Here is a 17,046-nt window from a genome sequence, read left to right as displayed (position 1 = left end):
TAAACTTCCCGCTACGGATAACATACCGCAAGTATGTTTTGCGACGAATAAGCAGTGCAAGAGTTGGATATGGGGGTGCGTACAGCGATGGATCCAGTGTTCGGTGCGTCGTTGGGCGCTGCATCGGTTCGTATTGTTCGGGCCGACTCTCAGCCGGAAACCGGATCCGCGAGCGGTCGATTCCTGACTCGGACGGTAGACGCATACGACGCCTCTCCGGTGAGGACAGCCGCGATTCACCTAGTTGCTGCGGTTCGCGGGGACACGTCACGGATGGTCATCGCGGTTCCTGACGAGCGGCAGAACGTGGCGCTCGAATCAGAACTGCGTGCCCGAGGTATCGAGGGTGCTGTCACGGTGTCGGAAGCGGTGGCCGTTGTCGCGCTGGTACGGACTTCGGGTGCGGCCGAAGGTTTTCGGTTACTGACAGTTCTCGATATCGGTCGAACCGGGGTGACTGTCTCGATGATCGAGATCGGAACCGCGACAACTATCGCGTCCACGCGGTCGACGGCGCTCGCTGGTGACAGACTCGACGGGGTAGTCGTGGAGTTACTCTCCGCAACCACGGCTGATGCAACCCTCGACGCTGATGCAGCGTTCGACGCCCGCGAAGTCAAGGAATACCTCGCCAGTGGCTCCCGTCGTGCGCAGGTGATGCCCGTTCCCGAATCCATGTGCATCCGTTTTGATTCGGTTGTCACGCGGGAAGTCGAAGACACGCTGATGGTGATCCGAGAAGTTGCGGCTCGAGCCCGGTGTGTCCCTGACGCTTTGGTTCTCGTCGGAGGAGGCGCCCGAATTTCACTGGTGGAGAAGATACTCGAGCGGGAGTTTTCGGTACCGGTGATCAGGCCGGCCGAGCCCGAGCTCGCCTCGGCCAAGGGTGCAGCATTGATAGCCGAGGTCTTACATCAGGAGCACCTCAGCTCGGAAGTCGCGGTTTCGGAAGTCGCGGTTTCGGAAGTCGCGGTTTCGGAAGTCTCGGTTTCGGGCGTCTCCGACTCGGAAATCGCAACGGATGCGGTAGACATGTCTTCCGATCAGGCCGTTGTGCGCAGTGTCGGTGAAACCGAGGAAGGCACGGAATCGGATTCGCTGCCCTCTAGTGGGCTTGGGAGAATGCAAATCCTTGTGGGCGTTGGGTTCTCGCTGGTTGCACTGACCAGCTTCCTCGCGTGGGCGGTGCTGCGCCCGTTCTCGGATCCTGCGCAGGCGGAACCACCGCTGACCCAAACAACGGAGATTGTCGCGCCGGTACCTACCGCCGAGTTGTTGCCGCCGACCACGACCAAGGCAATCGATCCACTGACCGAGCGGAATCGGGCACCGGTCAATTTGGTGCGTTCGTGGAGATACTGAACCCGGAGACGCGCATCAGGTGAACAACTGGGAACTCCAGTCCTTGCCGTCGGCGAGACCGCCGGGGCACGCGAAGACGGCAGAACCGACGTGTTGGATGTATTCGTTCAGCGCATCGTGTCGTGAAAGGTTTTGCTGCATCGGAACAAATTGCTCGACCGGATTCCGGCAGTACGCAACGAAGAACAGTCCCGCGTCGAGGTGGCCGAAGCCGTCGGAGCCGTCGGTGAAGTTGTATCCGCGGCGCAAGATCTGAATCCCACCGAGTTCCTCGGCAGAGGCCAGGCGCACGTGTGAATCCTCCGGGATGACGAAGTCGTGGCCCATTTTGGAATCGAGATCGAGTTCGTCGAACTCGTCTTTGCCGCCGAGTGGCGCTCCGCTGCGTTTGGAGCGGCCGATGACAGCTTCCTGTTCCTTGAGTACTGCGCGATCCCACTGCTCGATCAGCATGCGGATTCGTCTGGCGACGAGGAATGAGCCGCCTGCCATCCAGGCCTGATCGTCAGTGGGATCAACCCAGACGTGCTGGGCGAGTGCGTTTGGATCTTCCGCCTTGATGTTGGCTGTTCCGTCCTTGAACCCGAACAGATTTCGTGGTGTCGCCTGCGTCGTCGAGGTCGAGGACGTTCGCCCGAACCCGAGTTGTGACCACTTGACCGACGCGGTCCCGAAAGCGACTCGCGCGAGGTTGCGGATCGCATGGACGGCAACCTGGGGATCGTTGGCGCACGCTTGGATGGCGATGTCGCCCCCGCTGCGATTCGGATCGAGGTTGTCCGCGCGGAAGTGGGGGAGATCCAGCAGGGCAGCAGGTTTCTTGTCTGCGAGCCCGAAACGGTCGTCGAAAAGTGACGGTCCGAATCCGATGGTCAGGGTGAGTTGCGACGGCGCGAGATCGAGTGCCTCACCGGTATCGCTCGGTGGCGCGTACGGACCGTCGCCGGTCGCTCCGTCCTCGATTGCTTCCTGACCCGCCGTCATTCGTTCGGCCATCGCCGTCCACGTCTGCAGCAGCGTGATCAGTTCGTCGCGCGACTTCGTCGTCACATCGAAAGCGACGAAGTGCATGCGATCCTGGGCCGGCGTCGTGATGCCTGCCTGATGCTCGCCGCGGAATGCCACCACGTCTGCGTGATCGGTGCCGGAATTCTCGTCGGCGGTCACCCGCCCGATGACGGCACCGGCACCGGCCAGGACGGCGCCGGCCCCCACGGCGCCGAACAGTCGGCGCCGTGAGACCGCATGCGGTGCTGCGTTTTCCGCAGCGGGTGTGCCTTCTGGTGAATCAGTCATCTACTGTCCCGCGACTACTTCCTGGACCTGGCTGACCTCGGCGGACAGAGCATCGATTTTACGCGAGAGTTCTTGACGCTGCGCTTCGGTGACGGTGTCGTAGTACACGAATCCGTCGCCGACGCGGAACTGCGCCAGAGCGGCGTCGAGGTCGGCGAAGCGGTCCGCGATGCGCTGGGCGAGCTCGGGATTACGTTCCTGCAGAATCGGGTTCAGTGCCGCGATCGCCGCTTGTGAGCCGTCGACGTTGGCCTGGAAGTCCCACAGGTCGGTGTGCGAGAAGATGTCTTCCTCTCCGGTGATCTTGGAAGTCGAGATCTCGTCGAGCAGTCCTTGGGCGTCGCCGGCGATCTTGGTTGGATCGATCGTGTAGTCCTCGGCGTTCACCTGGTCGGCAAGATACTGAATGTCTTCGAGCAGTTGATCGGCGACTGCGTTGGTATCCGGCTGAAGTCCGGTAACCCACAAATCCTTCTCGAGGCGGTGGAATCCCGTCCAGACCTGACCGGGCTCCAGGTCCGCTTCGCGCAGGTCAAGCTTGGGATCGAGTTCGCCGAAGCTCTCGGCTTCGGGCTCGATGCGCTCGTAGTAGGTACGTGCGATCGGGAACAGTGCCTTCGCCTGGTCGACGTTGCCGGACTGGACGGCGGCGACGAACTGAGCTGCGGTGTCCTGCAGCGCGACGATCTGGCTGCGGATGTACCGCCGGTAGCCGTCGGCAGCTTCGGCGAGTTGTCCGCTCTCGTCGGTGGCCGCCTGCGAATCGCCCGTGACGACGAAGTCCTGGCGGATGCCGGTTCCGACCATGCCCGGCTTGCACGCGAGTTGATAGGTCGCAGCCTCGGGGAGAGAGACGATCAGCTGCCGGGTAAGGCCGGGGCCGATGTTCTCGACTTCGCCCATCGCTCGATCACCCTCGGCGAAGACGTAGAACTCGGTGACCTTCGAGCCGTTGTTCGTCACCTGGAACGTCGAACTGCCAGTGGTCCCGGTGGTGGCACTGACGTCACACGAATCGTCGGTGGCCGTGACGACGATGTCGCCGTCGCTCGCCGTCGTCTTCTCGGTGCACGCGGCGAGGGAGAAGGGAAGTACCGCAGCCGTGGCCAGTACGAGGGTGGATTTACGCATGTCGGCAATGCCTCTCAGGATTTTTCGGGAACGTGTGTGTCGTGCGCAGGCGGGGCCGTCGGCTCGGTTGGCTTCGACGGAAGGGGACGCAGGAAGAGCGCTAGGACGACTACGAGGTAGACGACCCACGCGACGGCTTGCAGGACCGTCGGATCCGGGCGGAAGTTGAAGATTCCGGCGAGGACGGTGCCGTACCAGGTCGACGGGTCGTAGCCGGGCGTCAGGTTGAACGCGAGATTCGAACCGCCCGGAAGCACATTTCCGGTCTGTAGAGCGCGAACACCGTACGAGAGGATTCCGGCGGCTACGACGATGAGGAAGATCGCCGTGTACCGGAAGAACGTCGTCAGGTTGAGCCGGAGGGCGCCGAAGTACATGGCGACGGTCAAGACGGCGGCCAGGAGAATTCCGAGGAGCAGTCCGACCAACGGCCAGGAGCTGCCTGCGGTGTTCTCGGCGTAACCGACCATGAGCAACGCTGTCTCGACGCCTTCACGACCGACCGCGAAGAACGACAGCGACAAGATGGCGACGGGGCCGGCGATCAACGCCTTCTCCATCCCCGCTTTCAGATCGCCGGAAATGTTCTTCGCAGCCGTGCGCATCCACAGGACCATGATCGTGACGATGACGACGGCGACCAGGGAGGCAACGCCCGCGATGATCTCTGCGGTCAGGCCGTCGACCGTCGACGTTCCGTAGTGGATCGCGAAAAAGATGATCGCCACCATTGCGACGGCGATCGCGACGCCGAGCCACACCCATTTGAGTGCATCCCTGCGCTGAGCTTTCACGAGGTAGGCAGCGAGAATCATCACCACGATGCCCGCTTCGAGGCCTTCGCGCAGACCGATCAGGCCACTGCCGAATAACTGGGTGGCAACTGATGGTGTGCTCGCGGCAGCGAGTACCGACACGGGCACGGGCGACTCCTGACTGAGTGAGTGCGACAGCTTCTGACGAACTTATGAGGCTAGGCCAGCCTTAACTCAGAAGAAGATACTCCACAATCGGTGGTGAACCACGCCCTGACCTGTACTTTTGCTGTTCTTTACCAATGGGTTCGGGAGTACTTCGCTCGCATGTGGATGATGGAAGGGTGTACCGAACTCCCGCAGCCCGCAGAAGTCCCCGGCGTCTCTCGAGAGTCGTAGCCGCAGTAGCTGCCGGAACAGCCTTGCTGGGCGCAGGCATCGTGGCGTGTGGATCGAACGAACCGAAAGTAGCCATTCCGGAGGGCATACCCCCAGGTACAGGCTCTCCGACGCCGCCGATCGACATCAATGCCCCCGGCCGCAGTGCTGATCAACTCGCCGACTGGGCCGCGGGATTGTCGGACGACATCGGGATCGGGACGACGGCACTCGAGGCATACGGGTACGCCGCTGCGGTCATGGCCGAGACGCTTCCCAGCTGCGGAATCGGGTGGACGACATTGGCCGGTATCGGCAGCGTCGAGAGCCGCCACGGGACCTACGACGGTTCGTCGGTCGATGCGTTCGGCCAGGTCGCCCCGACGATTCGGGGAATCCCTCTGGACGGTGGCCCGGGAGTTGCCGAGATCCCCGACACCGACGGCGGGGCGATGGACGGCGATCCAGTGCACGACCGTGCGATGGGGCCCATGCAGTTCATCCCTGAGACGTGGCTCAAATGGGGAGTCGACGCCAACGGCGACGGCCGGGTGGACCCGGACAACATCGACGACGCTGCCCTCACCGCCGCTCGTTACCTGTGTGCACGCGGGGGAGACCTCACTGCCGCTGCCGGGTGGCAGCAGGCGCTCATGGCGTACAACCTCTCGGGCGACTATCTCGCGCTCGTTCGTGATCGTGCGTCGGCGTATTCAGTCGGGGTACGGCCGGACTGACGGCGATCGATCCGCAGGTCGGGCCCGTGACCGCGCGTCGATAAAGAAGCCTTCGGCCCGTGCGGTTAGGCTGTGTGCTGGCACTACAGAGGTGCTGGCACTGCAGAGGCCCAGCCGCGATCGTGGTCCTCTTTCGACCGGAGGGGTCGGAGCCCAAGTGTCAAGCACGCAGAGCGTGCCCCAATGCGAAGCCCATTCGAAGGAGAACCACACAGTGGCCAGTATTGAGCAGGTCGGAGCTCGCGAGATCCTTGATTCACGTGGCAACCCCACGGTTGAGGTCGAGGTTCTGCTCGAAGACGGAAGTTTCGCCAGGGCTGCGGTGCCGTCCGGTGCTTCCACCGGTGAGCACGAAGCCGTCGAACTGCGCGACGGTGGCGCACGCTACGGCGGAAAGGGCGTCGAGAAGGCCGTTGAGGCTGTGCTCGGCGAGATCGCTCCGGCCATCATCGGCATCGACGCAACCGAGCAGCGCACGGTCGACCAGGCGCTGCTCGACGCAGACGGCACCCCGGACAAGTCGCGTCTGGGCGCAAACGCTCTGCTCGGTGCCTCGCTTGCCGTGGCTCGCGCCGCTGCCGAGTCCTCGGGCCTCGAGCTGTTCCGCTACGTCGGTGGCCCCAACGCTCACGTTCTCCCTGTCCCGATGATGAACATCCTCAACGGTGGCGCGCACGCAGACACCGGTGTCGACGTCCAGGAGTTCATGGTTGCTCCCATCGGCGCACCGAGCTTCAAGGAATCGCTGCGCTGGGGTGCCGAGGTCTACCACTCCCTGAAGTCGGTCCTCAAGGAGAAGGGCCTCTCCACGGGTCTCGGTGACGAAGGCGGATTCGCTCCCGACGTCGCGGGCACCAAGGAAGCACTCGACCTCATCACGATCGCCGTGAACAAGACCGGCCTCAAGCTGGGCACCGACGTCGCGCTCGCTCTCGACGTCGCCGCCACCGAGTTCTACACCGACGGCACCGGCTACAAGTTCGAGGGCAAGAACCGCACCGCGGCCGAGATGGCGGCGTTCTACGCCGAGCTCATCGACGCCTACCCGCTCGTTTCCATCGAGGATCCGCTCGACGAAGACGACTGGGACGGCTGGGTCGCACTCACCGATCAGATCGGCAACAAGGTCCAGCTCGTCGGCGACGACCTCTTCGTCACCAACCCCGAGCGCCTCGAAGAAGGCATCGTCAAGGGTGCGGCAAACGCACTCCTGGTGAAGGTCAACCAGATCGGCACTCTGACCGAGACCCTCGACGCCGTCGATCTCGCTCACCGCAACGGCTACAAGACGATGATGAGCCACCGTTCCGGCGAGACTGAGGACACCACCATCGCCGACCTCGCAGTTGCCGTCGGCAGCGGCCAGATCAAGACCGGTGCTCCGGCACGCAGCGAGCGCGTCGCCAAGTACAACCAGCTGCTGCGTATCGAGGAGAACCTCGGCGACGCAGCACGTTACGCCGGCGAGGTTGCGTTCCCGCGCTTCGCTTTCGAGGCCTGACCGAAATCTAAGATTCAGTAGTGTCTGCACAGCGCGGTAAGCCACGATCCCCCGGCGGAAGTCCGGGGGGTCGTGGTTCCCGTCGTGGGGACACACCGTCGCGTGCGCGTCGTGACAGCGCTCGACGCCCACGCGCGTCGGAACCGGCATCTTCGGTCGATCCGGCAGCAGTTGATTCCGCTGCGACAGACCCCGCGCAACCGGGGGTCTCCGCCGAGAAAGCGTCGGCGCGTGGGTCGAGGTCGGCCCGGGGGAAGAGCGGAACCAACAAGTTCTGGTCTCGGCTTCCGAAGTCGGACAACACCATTTTCGGCTTGTCCACCAGTCGGGCCGTTGTGCTCGCGATGGTTGTGCTCATGCTGGCGCTGACACTGGCAGTGCCGCTGCGTACGTACATCAGCCAGCGTTCGGATGCCGCGCAGGTGGCGGCCGAACGTCAGGTGCTCGAGGAAGAACTGCGAAAGCTGCAGGGCCAGAACGCGCGCTTCGACGACCCTGCGTACATCGAAGCTCTTGCACGAGAACGCCTTCGGTACGTCAAACCGGGCGAGACCCCGTTTCAGGTTCAGCTTCCCGGCGACTACAAGGAACCCGAGAAGAAGCAGGAAAAGGAAACACCGCTGACAGGTCCGTGGTATCGCGATCTGTGGCAAACGATTTCGGAACCGCCAGTGGTTCCCGAGACGACGACACCGGCCCCGATGCCGTTGGCGCCGATAGAGCCAGAAGAACAAGGAGTACCCACCGGGTGAGCAACACGTCCGAAAATTCCCCACAGGTTTCACAAGCGGATCTCGACGCCGTTGCCGCTCAATTGGGCCGTGAGCCACGCGGAGTGATCGAGATCGCGTACCGCAGCCCGGACGGTCAGCCCGGCGTCGTCAAGACTGCCCCCAAACTTCCGGACGGAACACCGTTCCCGACGTTGTACTACCTCACCGACCCGCGACTGACGGCCGAAGCGAGCCGTCAGGAATCCGCCGGCGTCATGCGTGAAATGACCGAACGCCTGACCCAGGATCCGGAACTTGCCGCGGCCTACCGACGGGCATACGAGTCGTACCTTGCCGAGCGGGACGCGATCGAATCTCTCGGAACCGACTTTGCCGGTGGCGGGATGCCGGATCGCGTCAAGTGCTTGCACGTGCTGATGGCGCATTCGCTTGCCAAGGGTCCCGGCGTCAATCCGCTCGGTGACGAGTCCGTTGCCTTGGCCGGCCACGGAAAGCTCCGCGGAACTGCAATTCCCGCGGACTGGCCTGGCATCGACGACGCCGACACCGCCGACCGGTGACTCGCCGTGTTGCCGCAGTCGATTGCGGTACCAACTCCATTCGACTGCTGATCGCCGACGTCGGCGCCGACGGCCGTCTGGTCGATGTCCGGCGCGAGATGCGCGTCGTGCGACTGGGTCAAGGTGTTGATGCGACAGGGACATTCGCGCCCGAGGCCATCGAGCGCACCCGGGTCGCGCTGGTCGAGTACGCGTCGATGATCGCCGATGCCGGAGCAACCGCCGTTCGAATGGTCGCGACGTCGGCTACTCGCGACGCTGCGAATCGGGAAGACTTCTTCACGATGACGCGGGACGTGCTCGGTGCGGTGATTCCCGGATCCGGAGCAGAGGTGATCACCGGCGACGAAGAGGCGCGACTCTCGTTCGGTGGTGCTGTGGGAGAACTTGATCCGTCCGAGGGCCCCTTTGTGGTAGTCGATCTCGGCGGCGGGTCCACCGAAGTTGTCCTCGGCGACGCGTCGGGCGTCCAGGCTGCGTACTCCACCGACATCGGCTGTGTGCGCGTCACTGAGCGGTGCCTACCGTCGGATCCGCCTACGGCAGAGCAGGTTTCCGAGGCGACGGCTTTTGCGACCGCGAAATTGGCCGAGGCATTCGAGGCCGTCCCCGTCGAGAAGGCGCACACCTGGGTGGGTGTCGCTGGAACCATGACGACGCTGGCCGCGATTGCTCAGGAACTTCCGGAGTACGACGCCGAGAAGGTGCACCTGTCGAGGATTCCGTTCAAGCAACTTTTCGAGGTGTGCGAGCGACTTACCGCCATGCCTCGGGTTGATCGCGCCGCCTTCGGCCCGATGCATCCGGGGCGGGTGGACGTCATCGGCGGCGGAGCGATCATCACCACGGTGCTGGCTCAGACATTCGAAGCCAAAGCCGGGATCACCGAACTGGTTGTCAGCGAACACGACATCCTCGACGGCATCGCGATGTCGATAGCTCAGACCCACCCGATAGTCTGATTCCCGACGCACCCGACCAGTCGGGTGCGTCAAGGCCCCCATAGCCCAATTGGCAGAGGCAACGGACTTAAAATCCGTCAAGTGTCGGTTCGAGTCCGACTGGGGGCACCAAGTAAATCCGCCTGTCCGTGGAATCGAAAAACCCCGCTCGTCCTCATACGGACGGGCGGGGTTTTCCGTGGAGCAACGACTGACCCACCAAGTGGCTACTGGGCCCAGACGGTCGTTCCGGCAGGCGCATTCAGTGTGTTGACGAGGTCGATGCCGGCTACGACAGCCGCGCCGCCGCCACCGAGGATCGTTCCGGCGACACCGCCGATTCCGGCTCCTGTTGCGAGACCACCCAGGCACAGTGCCGCAGCGACGGGGAGTCCGACGATGGTCAAGCCCAGCGGAGCACCGACAGCGCAACCGATTCCGGCGCCGACGATGGTGCCGAGCAAGCTGCCGACCTGAGTGCCGAGACCGAGCTGACTCTGGAAGTGCGCAATCGCCCGATCATTCTCCTCGGGCGAAGCTACCGGCGTCCATTCCTTTGCCGCAGGCGTACTCTCGGGTCGAGGTGTTGCCTTCGCCGAATCGGTGATCGGTGTCAGTGTGAGGGTCTTACCGTCTTCACTGATCGTGCGATCGAAGGGGAACTGCAGATCCCCGAGGTTGTATGCGAGAGGCAGGGAAACAAGGTCGGCTCCCTTGCTGTCCTGCAAGACGACGGAGTGGCCGTCGCCGGATACCTTGAACAGCCCGGCGTCGATAGTGGTGACGATCGACTTGTCGACGATCTTCGCTTCGTAGTTCACGTCGGTCGACGGATCAGCTGATGCGATCCCTGTTGATGCTCCGACTGCAGCGACCGCTAGAGCAGTCACAGCCGCCTTCTTGAAGAAACCCATAGTTCAACCCCGTGTTCGCCTGCGTGTGCTCGCAGAAACTCGACAACTTCGGACATTGGTAAACCCCCGACAAAGCCTTCGTATTAAAGCAGACCGAAGTGACAGAAGGGATAGTTGCGCTCGGGCTGACCGGAAGCGGCCGGTGCAATCGAATTTGCAGTGTGCAGTACCAAGGTATCGAACATGTGTGCGAAAATGTGGAGATGCGGCTAACCGAGCGATCCCCGGACCGCTGCCCGAACGGACACCCGCTGACGGCCAATACGTGCCTCGTCGGCTGGGAGGTGTGCGGGTGTGCCTCGACCGAGAATGGCGGGCATCGGACCCATTACTGCAGGCGCTGCGGTGAAACTGTCCGGACGCCAGAGTGTGTCGGCGTGGATCCGCAGAAAAGTCGATGGAGTTGAAGGGGTGCCCTGCCTGCTTGGGTGGGGCAACCAGGCAGGGCAGTGGTTGGCCGTCCCTCTCAATACCGACCTACGGCGAACCATTGGCGTTGAAGGTACCCACACTTCGTGACGCGCGCCACTTACGTACCAGTACCTTCGTTAGCCGAGGTCAGTGGTGGCGACGACCGGAGTCGCCGACGTCCCCGCGGGGACGTGGTTCATGGAGAAATCGCGGTCCCGGTCAGGGTTGACGACGCTTGCCAGCAGGAGCATGGCGGCGACAAAGAGAACTCCCGCGGTGAGGTAGGCGATTCTCACGGGCAGGCGCGGGCGTCGATCTGAATTCGTGGACATTCACGTTCTCCATCGGTACATGTTGGACGAACGCCTAGTTTAACGATCAACTAATAAAAGGGGTCCGAACAGTGACGCAAGATACGAAAAGACCCTCGATCTCGGGGGAAATCGAGGGCCTTTCCGGTCGAACGTCGGTGTCGCCAAGCACATAGCGTCACCGACCCACTATCGGTGTCGAGCGTGACCCCTCATGTCCGACCCCACTTCTCGACACTATCCAGTAACTTGCGACATTGTGGACGATTCGGACATTGTCATTCGGATGGGGGACACCCCGCCCGTGACACCTACTTTCGTCCCGCCGCCCATTTCATTCCCCAGTTGTAGGCCCGATCGAGATCTGACTGACTGCCGTTGATGTACTGAACTTCGCGGGTCACCGTCACGCCCTGACCTGAACTCTGGATGAGAGCGATTGCGCACAACCGCTCCTGGTTGCTGGCCGAATCGAGCCGCACTTCCACCTCGGGGCCGTTGGTGGGATACAGGGTGACGACGCCGTCCACGGCCGCCCAGTTGGGGGCGCCGTCGTAAATCATCGCGAAGATCAGGATTCGCCGGAAAGCGCTTGGGTCACCGAGATTGACGTGCATGTTCTCGCCGCCGGTGTTCGCACCACTGCGGTCGTCGCCGTCGAGGGAGATGTAGGGCGGAGAAGTCAGTGAACCGAAACTGTTGCCCAAGGCTTGGACCACTCCCTTGGACCCGTCGGCAAGTTCGTAGAGGCATCCGAGGTCCAGGTCGACCGCGCCAGAACCTGCGCCGGCGAGTTTGGCGAGGAAACCGGTCTTCTTCGGTGGTGCTCCCTGCGACCAGTTGAGGTTCACCCGCATATTGCCTTGTCGTTCACCCGCCTTCGCGAGGTTGACTGTCGGTGCCGATTTGGTGAGCGTGATCTTGCTCAGGCTGACCGGTGCTTGCGACGGAGTGGACTCGCCGGAACGTCGGGTGTAGTCGATTGCCATCGTGATAGTCCTTGTCTGAACTCGAATGAGTCCGATCGTGTTACCCGTCGAGGAATCTCCACCGACGTGATCGGCGATCTCCGGCCATTGTCCCTCATGTCTGATTTCAACCCATCGGCATCAAACTTGCCGCACCAACTACCGGCAGACCAGTAGTTTGCTGATTACTGTGTCTGTGGGCAGACCTGACTCCGAAATAGGTCGGACGTAATGGTTGGCACCGCAGTGCCTAATTACGAGAGAATTGCTGAGTCGGACGTCCGATTCGAATTGCGTCGTGGGAGCGGGAGGTAAGTGATGTCGGTCCTGTCTCTTCTGCAACCCCACCAGAGAGAAAGATTGACGCCCGCGCAGCGCGATGACGTCACTCGTGAGCAGATAGCCGTCACCTTCGGCGTGCTGCCGTGGGCCGCTGCTGTCCACCTCGTCGTCACACTCGGGCTGACGTTGTATGTGATTCCGCCGGACAGCGGACCGTTGCCGCGTCTGTGGCCATTCCTGTCCGGAGTGATCGGGTTGGTGGGGATGTGCGTCGGTCTCGCCATTCATTTCAACCTGATCGCACCCACGTACCGGATGTCCTACGCGTTTCTCATCGTCGAATTTGCTGTAGTCGGGATCCTGTATTCCTCGCTCGCCCTGGTTCTGTACCCGATCCTGGACGATTCCGGCGACCTGATCCTGATAGCGGTCACCACATCCATCACCGGTGCCGGAGCCGTGGCCACCGCGATGTTGCGGATGGTGGGGGTCACCTGGATCCTGTCCAATATGGTCATCCTCGGGGTGGCATTCTGGCTTCAACCGGGGCCCGAGTTCGAACGAATTCTCATTGGAATGATCGCCTACGGCGCAGCTCTGATCGGCGGCACGATAGTGGTCTCGGGCAACCTGGAATCTCGCTACCGAGCTGAATTGAGCGCCGCGTCGGAACGATCGGTTGTGCAGATGCTTCTCGAGGATTTCGAAGGCAACGCGGGGGACTTCGTGTGGGAGACGGACCAGAAAGGCAAGTTCAATCGAATCCCGACGCGGCTCGCGGTCGAAGCGGGGCTGGACTCCACCGAGTTGCAGGGAACGGCGTGGCAGGACCTGTTCATGGAGTTGGGCACCCTACGGATCCCCGGCGGAATCGATGCGCTCATGGAGTTGCAGAAAGCCCGCCACACGAAGACCGCATTCGTCGACGTGCTCGTTCCGGTCCGAGTGCACGGTGAAATCCGGTGGTGGCAGATCTCCGGACGCCCGCGCCCCGGCCGCGCGCCCGACGAGTTCGTCTGGCGGGGAGTCGGTTCCGACGTCACGGAAGTGAAACTGCAGAGTGACGAGATCGTGCGGATGGGTCGGGTGGACGCACTCACCGGCATGCCGAATCGGCACAGCTTCTGGACCGAGTTGGAGCGACTGCTGCGCGATCCGTACACAAGCGAAAGTGGTCTCGCGTTGGCCATGCTCGACCTCGACAACTTCAAATCGGTCAACGACACACTGGGTCACACCGTTGGCGACGCGGTTCTGCGAGAGGTCGCGGATCGCCTGTCCGAAGCCGGCGGAATGTCACAGTTGTTCGCACGTCTGGGTGGAGACGAGTTCGCGATTCTTTTCACCGATGTAGGTGACAGTTCGCAAGTTCGTACTCTGCTCGGCCGCTACATCGAAACTCTGCATGAGCCGATCACAGTGGCCGGCACGCGGTTGGAGATCGGATGCAGCATCGGGTACTACCTCCCCGCCGAACTGCCGTCCTCCGCCGACGAAATGATGGGCGCTGCGGACCTCGCGTTGTTCGCTGCAAAGGAATCCGGGCGCGGGGCCGTGCGTGAATATCGAGACTCGATGAAGTCCGTGGCCGATCGGCGGGCCCGCCTGCTTGAAGATCTGGGAAACACCGTCGCGGAGAAGGACCTCGAACTCGAGCTGCTGCCCAGGATCGACGTGCTCTCCCGCGAGATCGTGGCCGTGGAGGTCCGCGTGGTCTGGCACAACGTCCGCCTCGGAGCTGTGACGTCCGCCGAATTCATGAGCGTCGCAGACGACACCGGTTTGGCTTATTCACTAGGAACGACCGTCTTCGAGCTGGCGTGCGAGGCGGCGTCGCGTCTTCCTGATCACCTGCGGGTAGCCGTCGCGGTATCGACGCGTCAGCTCGAATCGGATTCCTTTGTCGACTCGATAGGGGATTCGCTTCGACGATCGGACGCCAGCGCACATCAGCTCGAGCTCCAACTCAACGAATCCTCGGCGATCACCGACGAGTCCAAGTCTGCATTGCACGCGATCGCGGACATGGGAATCGCGCTGACCGTGGACGAGTTCGGTGCCGGATTCTCCTCGCTCGCATCACTGTCCGGCCTTCCGTTCACTCGAGTCCGGATAGAACGCTCCATTTCGGGTGCAGCGCCTGGTGGACGGCCGATTCTCGAAGCTGTCGTGGATCTGGTCGACGCGCTGGGAATGGAGGTCGTCGTCTCGGGAGTCGACGGTGAGGAGGACTTGAAGTCCGTGGCCGCTGCAGGGGTGAGGACTGTTCAGGGATACATCGCCGGCGGGGTCATGTCGGTCGACGCGGTCGCAGCGGCGGTAGCAGGCCGACATGGATGACCCGGCGGCACTCCGTAGGCGTCGTGTCGAGACGTCTGTGCGCAAGCTCGGTCGCAGCGGCACGGAACAACACCTCTCGGATTACGATCGCCGTCGCTTACTCGATCGACGCCTGCGGTTCACCGCGCGCGTACTTCCGTGGTCGTTTCTGACTGCAGCGGTTGCGTTGTCAGCGATCGTGGTGCTCCTGCCGGTGGATGCCGGATGGTTCAGCTTCGCCTGGTCGAGTGTCATGCTGTTGTCGAGCGCTGGGTTCAGTGTCTATTGGCTCCGGCGCTCGCGTATGGGAGTCTCAGAGTCCCAGACCACCGAATTGGTGGTGCTCACAGTCGAAATCATTGTCTGGGGAGTGCTCCTGGCATGCTTGGCTCTCGTTCTCTTTCCGATGCTCGATCCTGGTGACGAATTGGTACTGAGCTCGACCTTGATCGGTGGGATCGCGGTCGGCGTGTTTCCCACCATGATGTTTCGCGGAATCACTGTCGTCTGGATCAGCCTGGTGGGAGTCGGGCTGGCCGGGGCGTTCTGGACGGAACCGGGCACATCGCGTTTCGTGCTGATCGGGGTGCTGGTCATCTTCGTAGGTTCGCTCTACAGCGGAACTTTGCTGTTGGCCAACCTCTTCGAGAGACGGCTACGCGCCGAACTCGTAGCCGAGGACGAACGAGATCTCGTCGAATTGTTGCTCAACGATCTCGAAGACGGAGCACAGGATTGGCTCTGGGAAACCGATTCGCGCGGTATCGCCAGTACCGTGTCGTACCGATTTGCCGAGCAGGTCGGTTTACCGGCAGCGCAGATTCGGGGCCGCACCATGCACGAGATCCTGATCGGGATCGGCGCATCTCGAACAGATGCGGGCAGGAAGTCCCTTGATCTTCTCACCGCGAATTTTCAAGCCGGGACGGCGTTTCGGGACCTCACCATGCAAGTTGTCGTAAGGGGCGATACTCGCTGGTGGTCGATGTCAGGTCACCCGGGCAGCGGCGACGGGGCAGACTACGGGTGGCGCGGTGTCGGATCCGATATCACGCACTCCTATCACCAGCGTCAAAATATCTTGCGACTGGCGGAAGTCGATTCGCTGACCGGACTCAGGAATCGGTACAGCTTCAACTCTCAGCTCTCGTCGAGGCTTCGGGACGGACGCAGAGTGTGGTTGGCGATTCTGGACCTGGACAACTTCAAGTCGATCAACGACCGGTTGGGACACCACGTCGGAGACGACGTGCTTCGCGATGTTGCGAGCAGGCTGCACAGCGTTCTGCGATCGAACGAGATCTGTGGGCGACTGGGGGGTGACGAGTTTGCCATCGCCTTCGACGACTCCGCCTTCGACGACATCGCGAGTGCAGATGAGGTTGAGGAACGATTCCAAACGATTCTCGACTCATTCGAACGACCATTTTCACTGGTCGGCAACCAGATTCGCATTCGTGCCAGTCTGGGGTACGGCTCGATGCCCGACGACGCCGACAGCCTCGAAGACCTGGTGATTGTTGCGGACCTCGCGCTTTACCACGCAAAGGAGAGCGGTCGGAACCAGATTCGCGCCTTCGATGCGACTTTGCGGGATCGTGCGACGGGTAGGGCCAGAGCACTGTTGGATCTTCGTCGTGCGTTGATCGACGAAGAGTTCGAGTTGGTCTATCAACCGCAGGTTTCAGCCGCGACGGGAGTTGTTGTCGGGTTCGAGGCTCTGCTGCGGTGGAACCATCCGACGTCAGGTCTCGTCTCGCCGGGAGACTTCATTTCGGTCGCCGAGGAAACTGGCTTGATCGTGCCGATCGGTGCAGGTGTTTTGCGGGCTGCCTGCACGGCAGCGACAACGTGGCCGGAGGACATTCGGGTTGCCGTCAATGTTTCTCAGGTGCAACTGCGTTCGAGTCGATACGTCGAATCGGTACGCCAGACACTGAACGAGGTGAACCTCCACCCCAGCCGACTCGAGATCGAAGTGACCGAATCGCTGGTCATCGACGACGCCGACCGAGATGTGTTGGTACAGCTCTCGGCGCTCGGAATCGCGATTGCGATGGACGACTTCGGTACAGGGTTCTCCTCGGTTGCCAGCTTGGCCCGGCTGCCGCTCGATCGGTTGAAGATCGATCGGGCGTTCGTCGCACCGCTGGACGCGGATCCCTCGAATTCGAGGTTCGCTGTCCTGCGAGCCGTCATCGCGATTGCCAAATCTCTCGGGCTGGACACCGTTGCCGAGGGCGTGGAGACGGAGAGGCAGCGCGCGATAGTGACGGAGTGCGGATGTAACGTGATCCAGGGGTACTTGGAGGGAATGCCGATACGGGCAGCCGAGATTCCGGACTATTTGAATGAGCGACCAGGCGGTCCGAGCAGGCTGGGTGTCGCGGCTACCACTGAGTGAGAACTTTGCGCCCGTTTTGGCGATCGATGTGTGACGGTACGC

14 protein-coding genes and 1 tRNA gene are annotated in these 17,046 nt (G+C 62.2%); 9 read left to right on the top strand and 6 right to left on the bottom strand.

Going from position 1 to position 17,046, the window contains the following annotated elements; all coding sequences use genetic code 11:
- Nucleotides 1–75 precede the first annotated feature (75 nt).
- Nucleotides 76–1,362 (top strand): hypothetical protein, encoded by a 1,287-nt coding sequence (locus tag GJB56_RS13900; RefSeq protein WP_195849607.1) that lies wholly within the window; start codon nt 76–78, stop codon nt 1,360–1,362.
- A gap of 15 nt (nt 1,363–1,377) precedes the next feature.
- Here the strand turns inward: GJB56_RS13900 and efeB are convergent, their stop codons facing one another.
- From efeB to efeU, 3 genes are read right to left on the bottom strand one after another with little or no spacing between them, the layout of a single operon-like run.
- Nucleotides 1,378–2,658, bottom strand: a complete 1,281-nt coding sequence (gene efeB / locus GJB56_RS13895; protein ID WP_113683180.1) for an iron uptake transporter deferrochelatase/peroxidase subunit — start codon at nt 2,656–2,658, stop codon at nt 1,378–1,380.
- Nucleotides 2,659–3,789, bottom strand: a complete 1,131-nt coding sequence (gene efeO / locus GJB56_RS13890; RefSeq protein WP_019744631.1) for an iron uptake system protein EfeO — start codon at nt 3,787–3,789, stop codon at nt 2,659–2,661.
- A 14-nt stretch (nt 3,790–3,803) separates the two neighbouring features.
- The gene (gene efeU / locus GJB56_RS13885; RefSeq protein ID WP_021345071.1) at nt 3,804–4,706 is read right to left on the bottom strand and encodes an iron uptake transporter permease EfeU; all 903 of its coding nucleotides are present in this window, start codon (nt 4,704–4,706) and stop codon (nt 3,804–3,806) included.
- Nucleotides 4,707–4,846: 140 nt separating this feature from the next.
- Here efeU and GJB56_RS13880 point away from each other — a divergent pair, with 140 nt between their 5' ends.
- From GJB56_RS13880 to GJB56_RS13855, 6 genes are all read left to right on the top strand, one after another.
- Entirely contained in the window at nt 4,847–5,659 is an 813-nt protein-coding gene (locus tag GJB56_RS13880) for a lytic transglycosylase domain-containing protein (RefSeq protein WP_031333703.1), read from the top strand.
- Nucleotides 5,660–5,873: 214 nt separating this feature from the next.
- On the top strand, nt 5,874–7,160 hold the full coding sequence (gene eno / locus GJB56_RS13875; RefSeq protein WP_019744628.1) for a phosphopyruvate hydratase: 1,287 nt from the start codon (nt 5,874–5,876) through the stop codon (nt 7,158–7,160).
- 20 nt (nt 7,161–7,180) lie between these two features.
- Nucleotides 7,181–7,912 (top strand): FtsB family cell division protein, encoded by a 732-nt coding sequence (locus tag GJB56_RS13870; protein ID WP_031333701.1) that lies wholly within the window; start codon nt 7,181–7,183, stop codon nt 7,910–7,912.
- Complete coding sequence (locus GJB56_RS13865) at nt 7,909–8,454, top strand: DUF501 domain-containing protein (RefSeq protein ID WP_020908542.1); 546 nt, start codon at nt 7,909–7,911, stop codon at nt 8,452–8,454. The genes GJB56_RS13870 and GJB56_RS13865 overlap by 4 nt, the downstream gene beginning before the upstream one ends.
- Nucleotides 8,451–9,416 carry a Ppx/GppA phosphatase family protein gene (locus tag GJB56_RS13860; protein WP_020970277.1) on the top strand — a complete coding sequence of 322 codons (966 nt, stop codon included), beginning with the start codon at nt 8,451–8,453 and terminating at the stop codon, nt 9,414–9,416. The genes GJB56_RS13865 and GJB56_RS13860 overlap by 4 nt, the downstream gene beginning before the upstream one ends.
- Nucleotides 9,417–9,450: 34 nt before the next feature.
- Nucleotides 9,451–9,527: transfer RNA gene (locus GJB56_RS13855), tRNA-Leu, on the top strand.
- A 95-nt stretch (nt 9,528–9,622) separates the two neighbouring features.
- On the opposite strand, the gene GJB56_RS13850 is transcribed toward GJB56_RS13855, so the two are convergent.
- The 3 genes from GJB56_RS13850 to GJB56_RS13840 form a co-directional block, all read right to left on the bottom strand.
- A complete protein-coding gene (locus GJB56_RS13850; protein ID WP_113683179.1) occupies nt 9,623–10,309 on the bottom strand; it encodes an ammonium transporter in 687 nt (228 codons plus the stop codon).
- 548 nt (nt 10,310–10,857) lie between these two features.
- Nucleotides 10,858–11,052 carry a hypothetical protein gene (locus GJB56_RS13845; RefSeq protein ID WP_113683178.1) on the bottom strand — a complete coding sequence of 65 codons (195 nt, stop codon included), beginning with the start codon at nt 11,050–11,052 and terminating at the stop codon, nt 10,858–10,860.
- A 290-nt stretch (nt 11,053–11,342) separates the two neighbouring features.
- Nucleotides 11,343–12,020: a TerD family protein gene (locus GJB56_RS13840; RefSeq protein WP_007728823.1), complete on the bottom strand. Its 678-nt coding sequence runs from the start codon at nt 12,018–12,020 to the stop codon at nt 11,343–11,345.
- Between the two features lie 297 nt (nt 12,021–12,317).
- Between GJB56_RS13840 and GJB56_RS13835 the strand changes: the two genes are divergently transcribed.
- Nucleotides 12,318–14,621, top strand: a complete 2,304-nt coding sequence (locus GJB56_RS13835) for a putative bifunctional diguanylate cyclase/phosphodiesterase (RefSeq protein ID WP_230091192.1) — start codon at nt 12,318–12,320, stop codon at nt 14,619–14,621.
- Complete coding sequence (locus GJB56_RS13830; protein WP_113683177.1) at nt 14,614–17,004, top strand: putative bifunctional diguanylate cyclase/phosphodiesterase; 2,391 nt, start codon at nt 14,614–14,616, stop codon at nt 17,002–17,004. Before GJB56_RS13835 ends, GJB56_RS13830 begins: the two co-directional genes overlap by 8 nt.
- Nucleotides 17,005–17,046 lie beyond the last annotated feature (42 nt).

The sequence above is a fragment of the Rhodococcus sp. AQ5-07 genome (genome assembly GCF_009707305.1).
Classification (GTDB): Bacteria; Actinomycetota; Actinomycetes; order Mycobacteriales; family Mycobacteriaceae; genus Rhodococcus_F; species Rhodococcus_F erythropolis.
The sequence above is the reverse complement of the archived record's forward strand: the minus strand, read 5'-3'. Positions and strand labels throughout refer to the sequence as shown.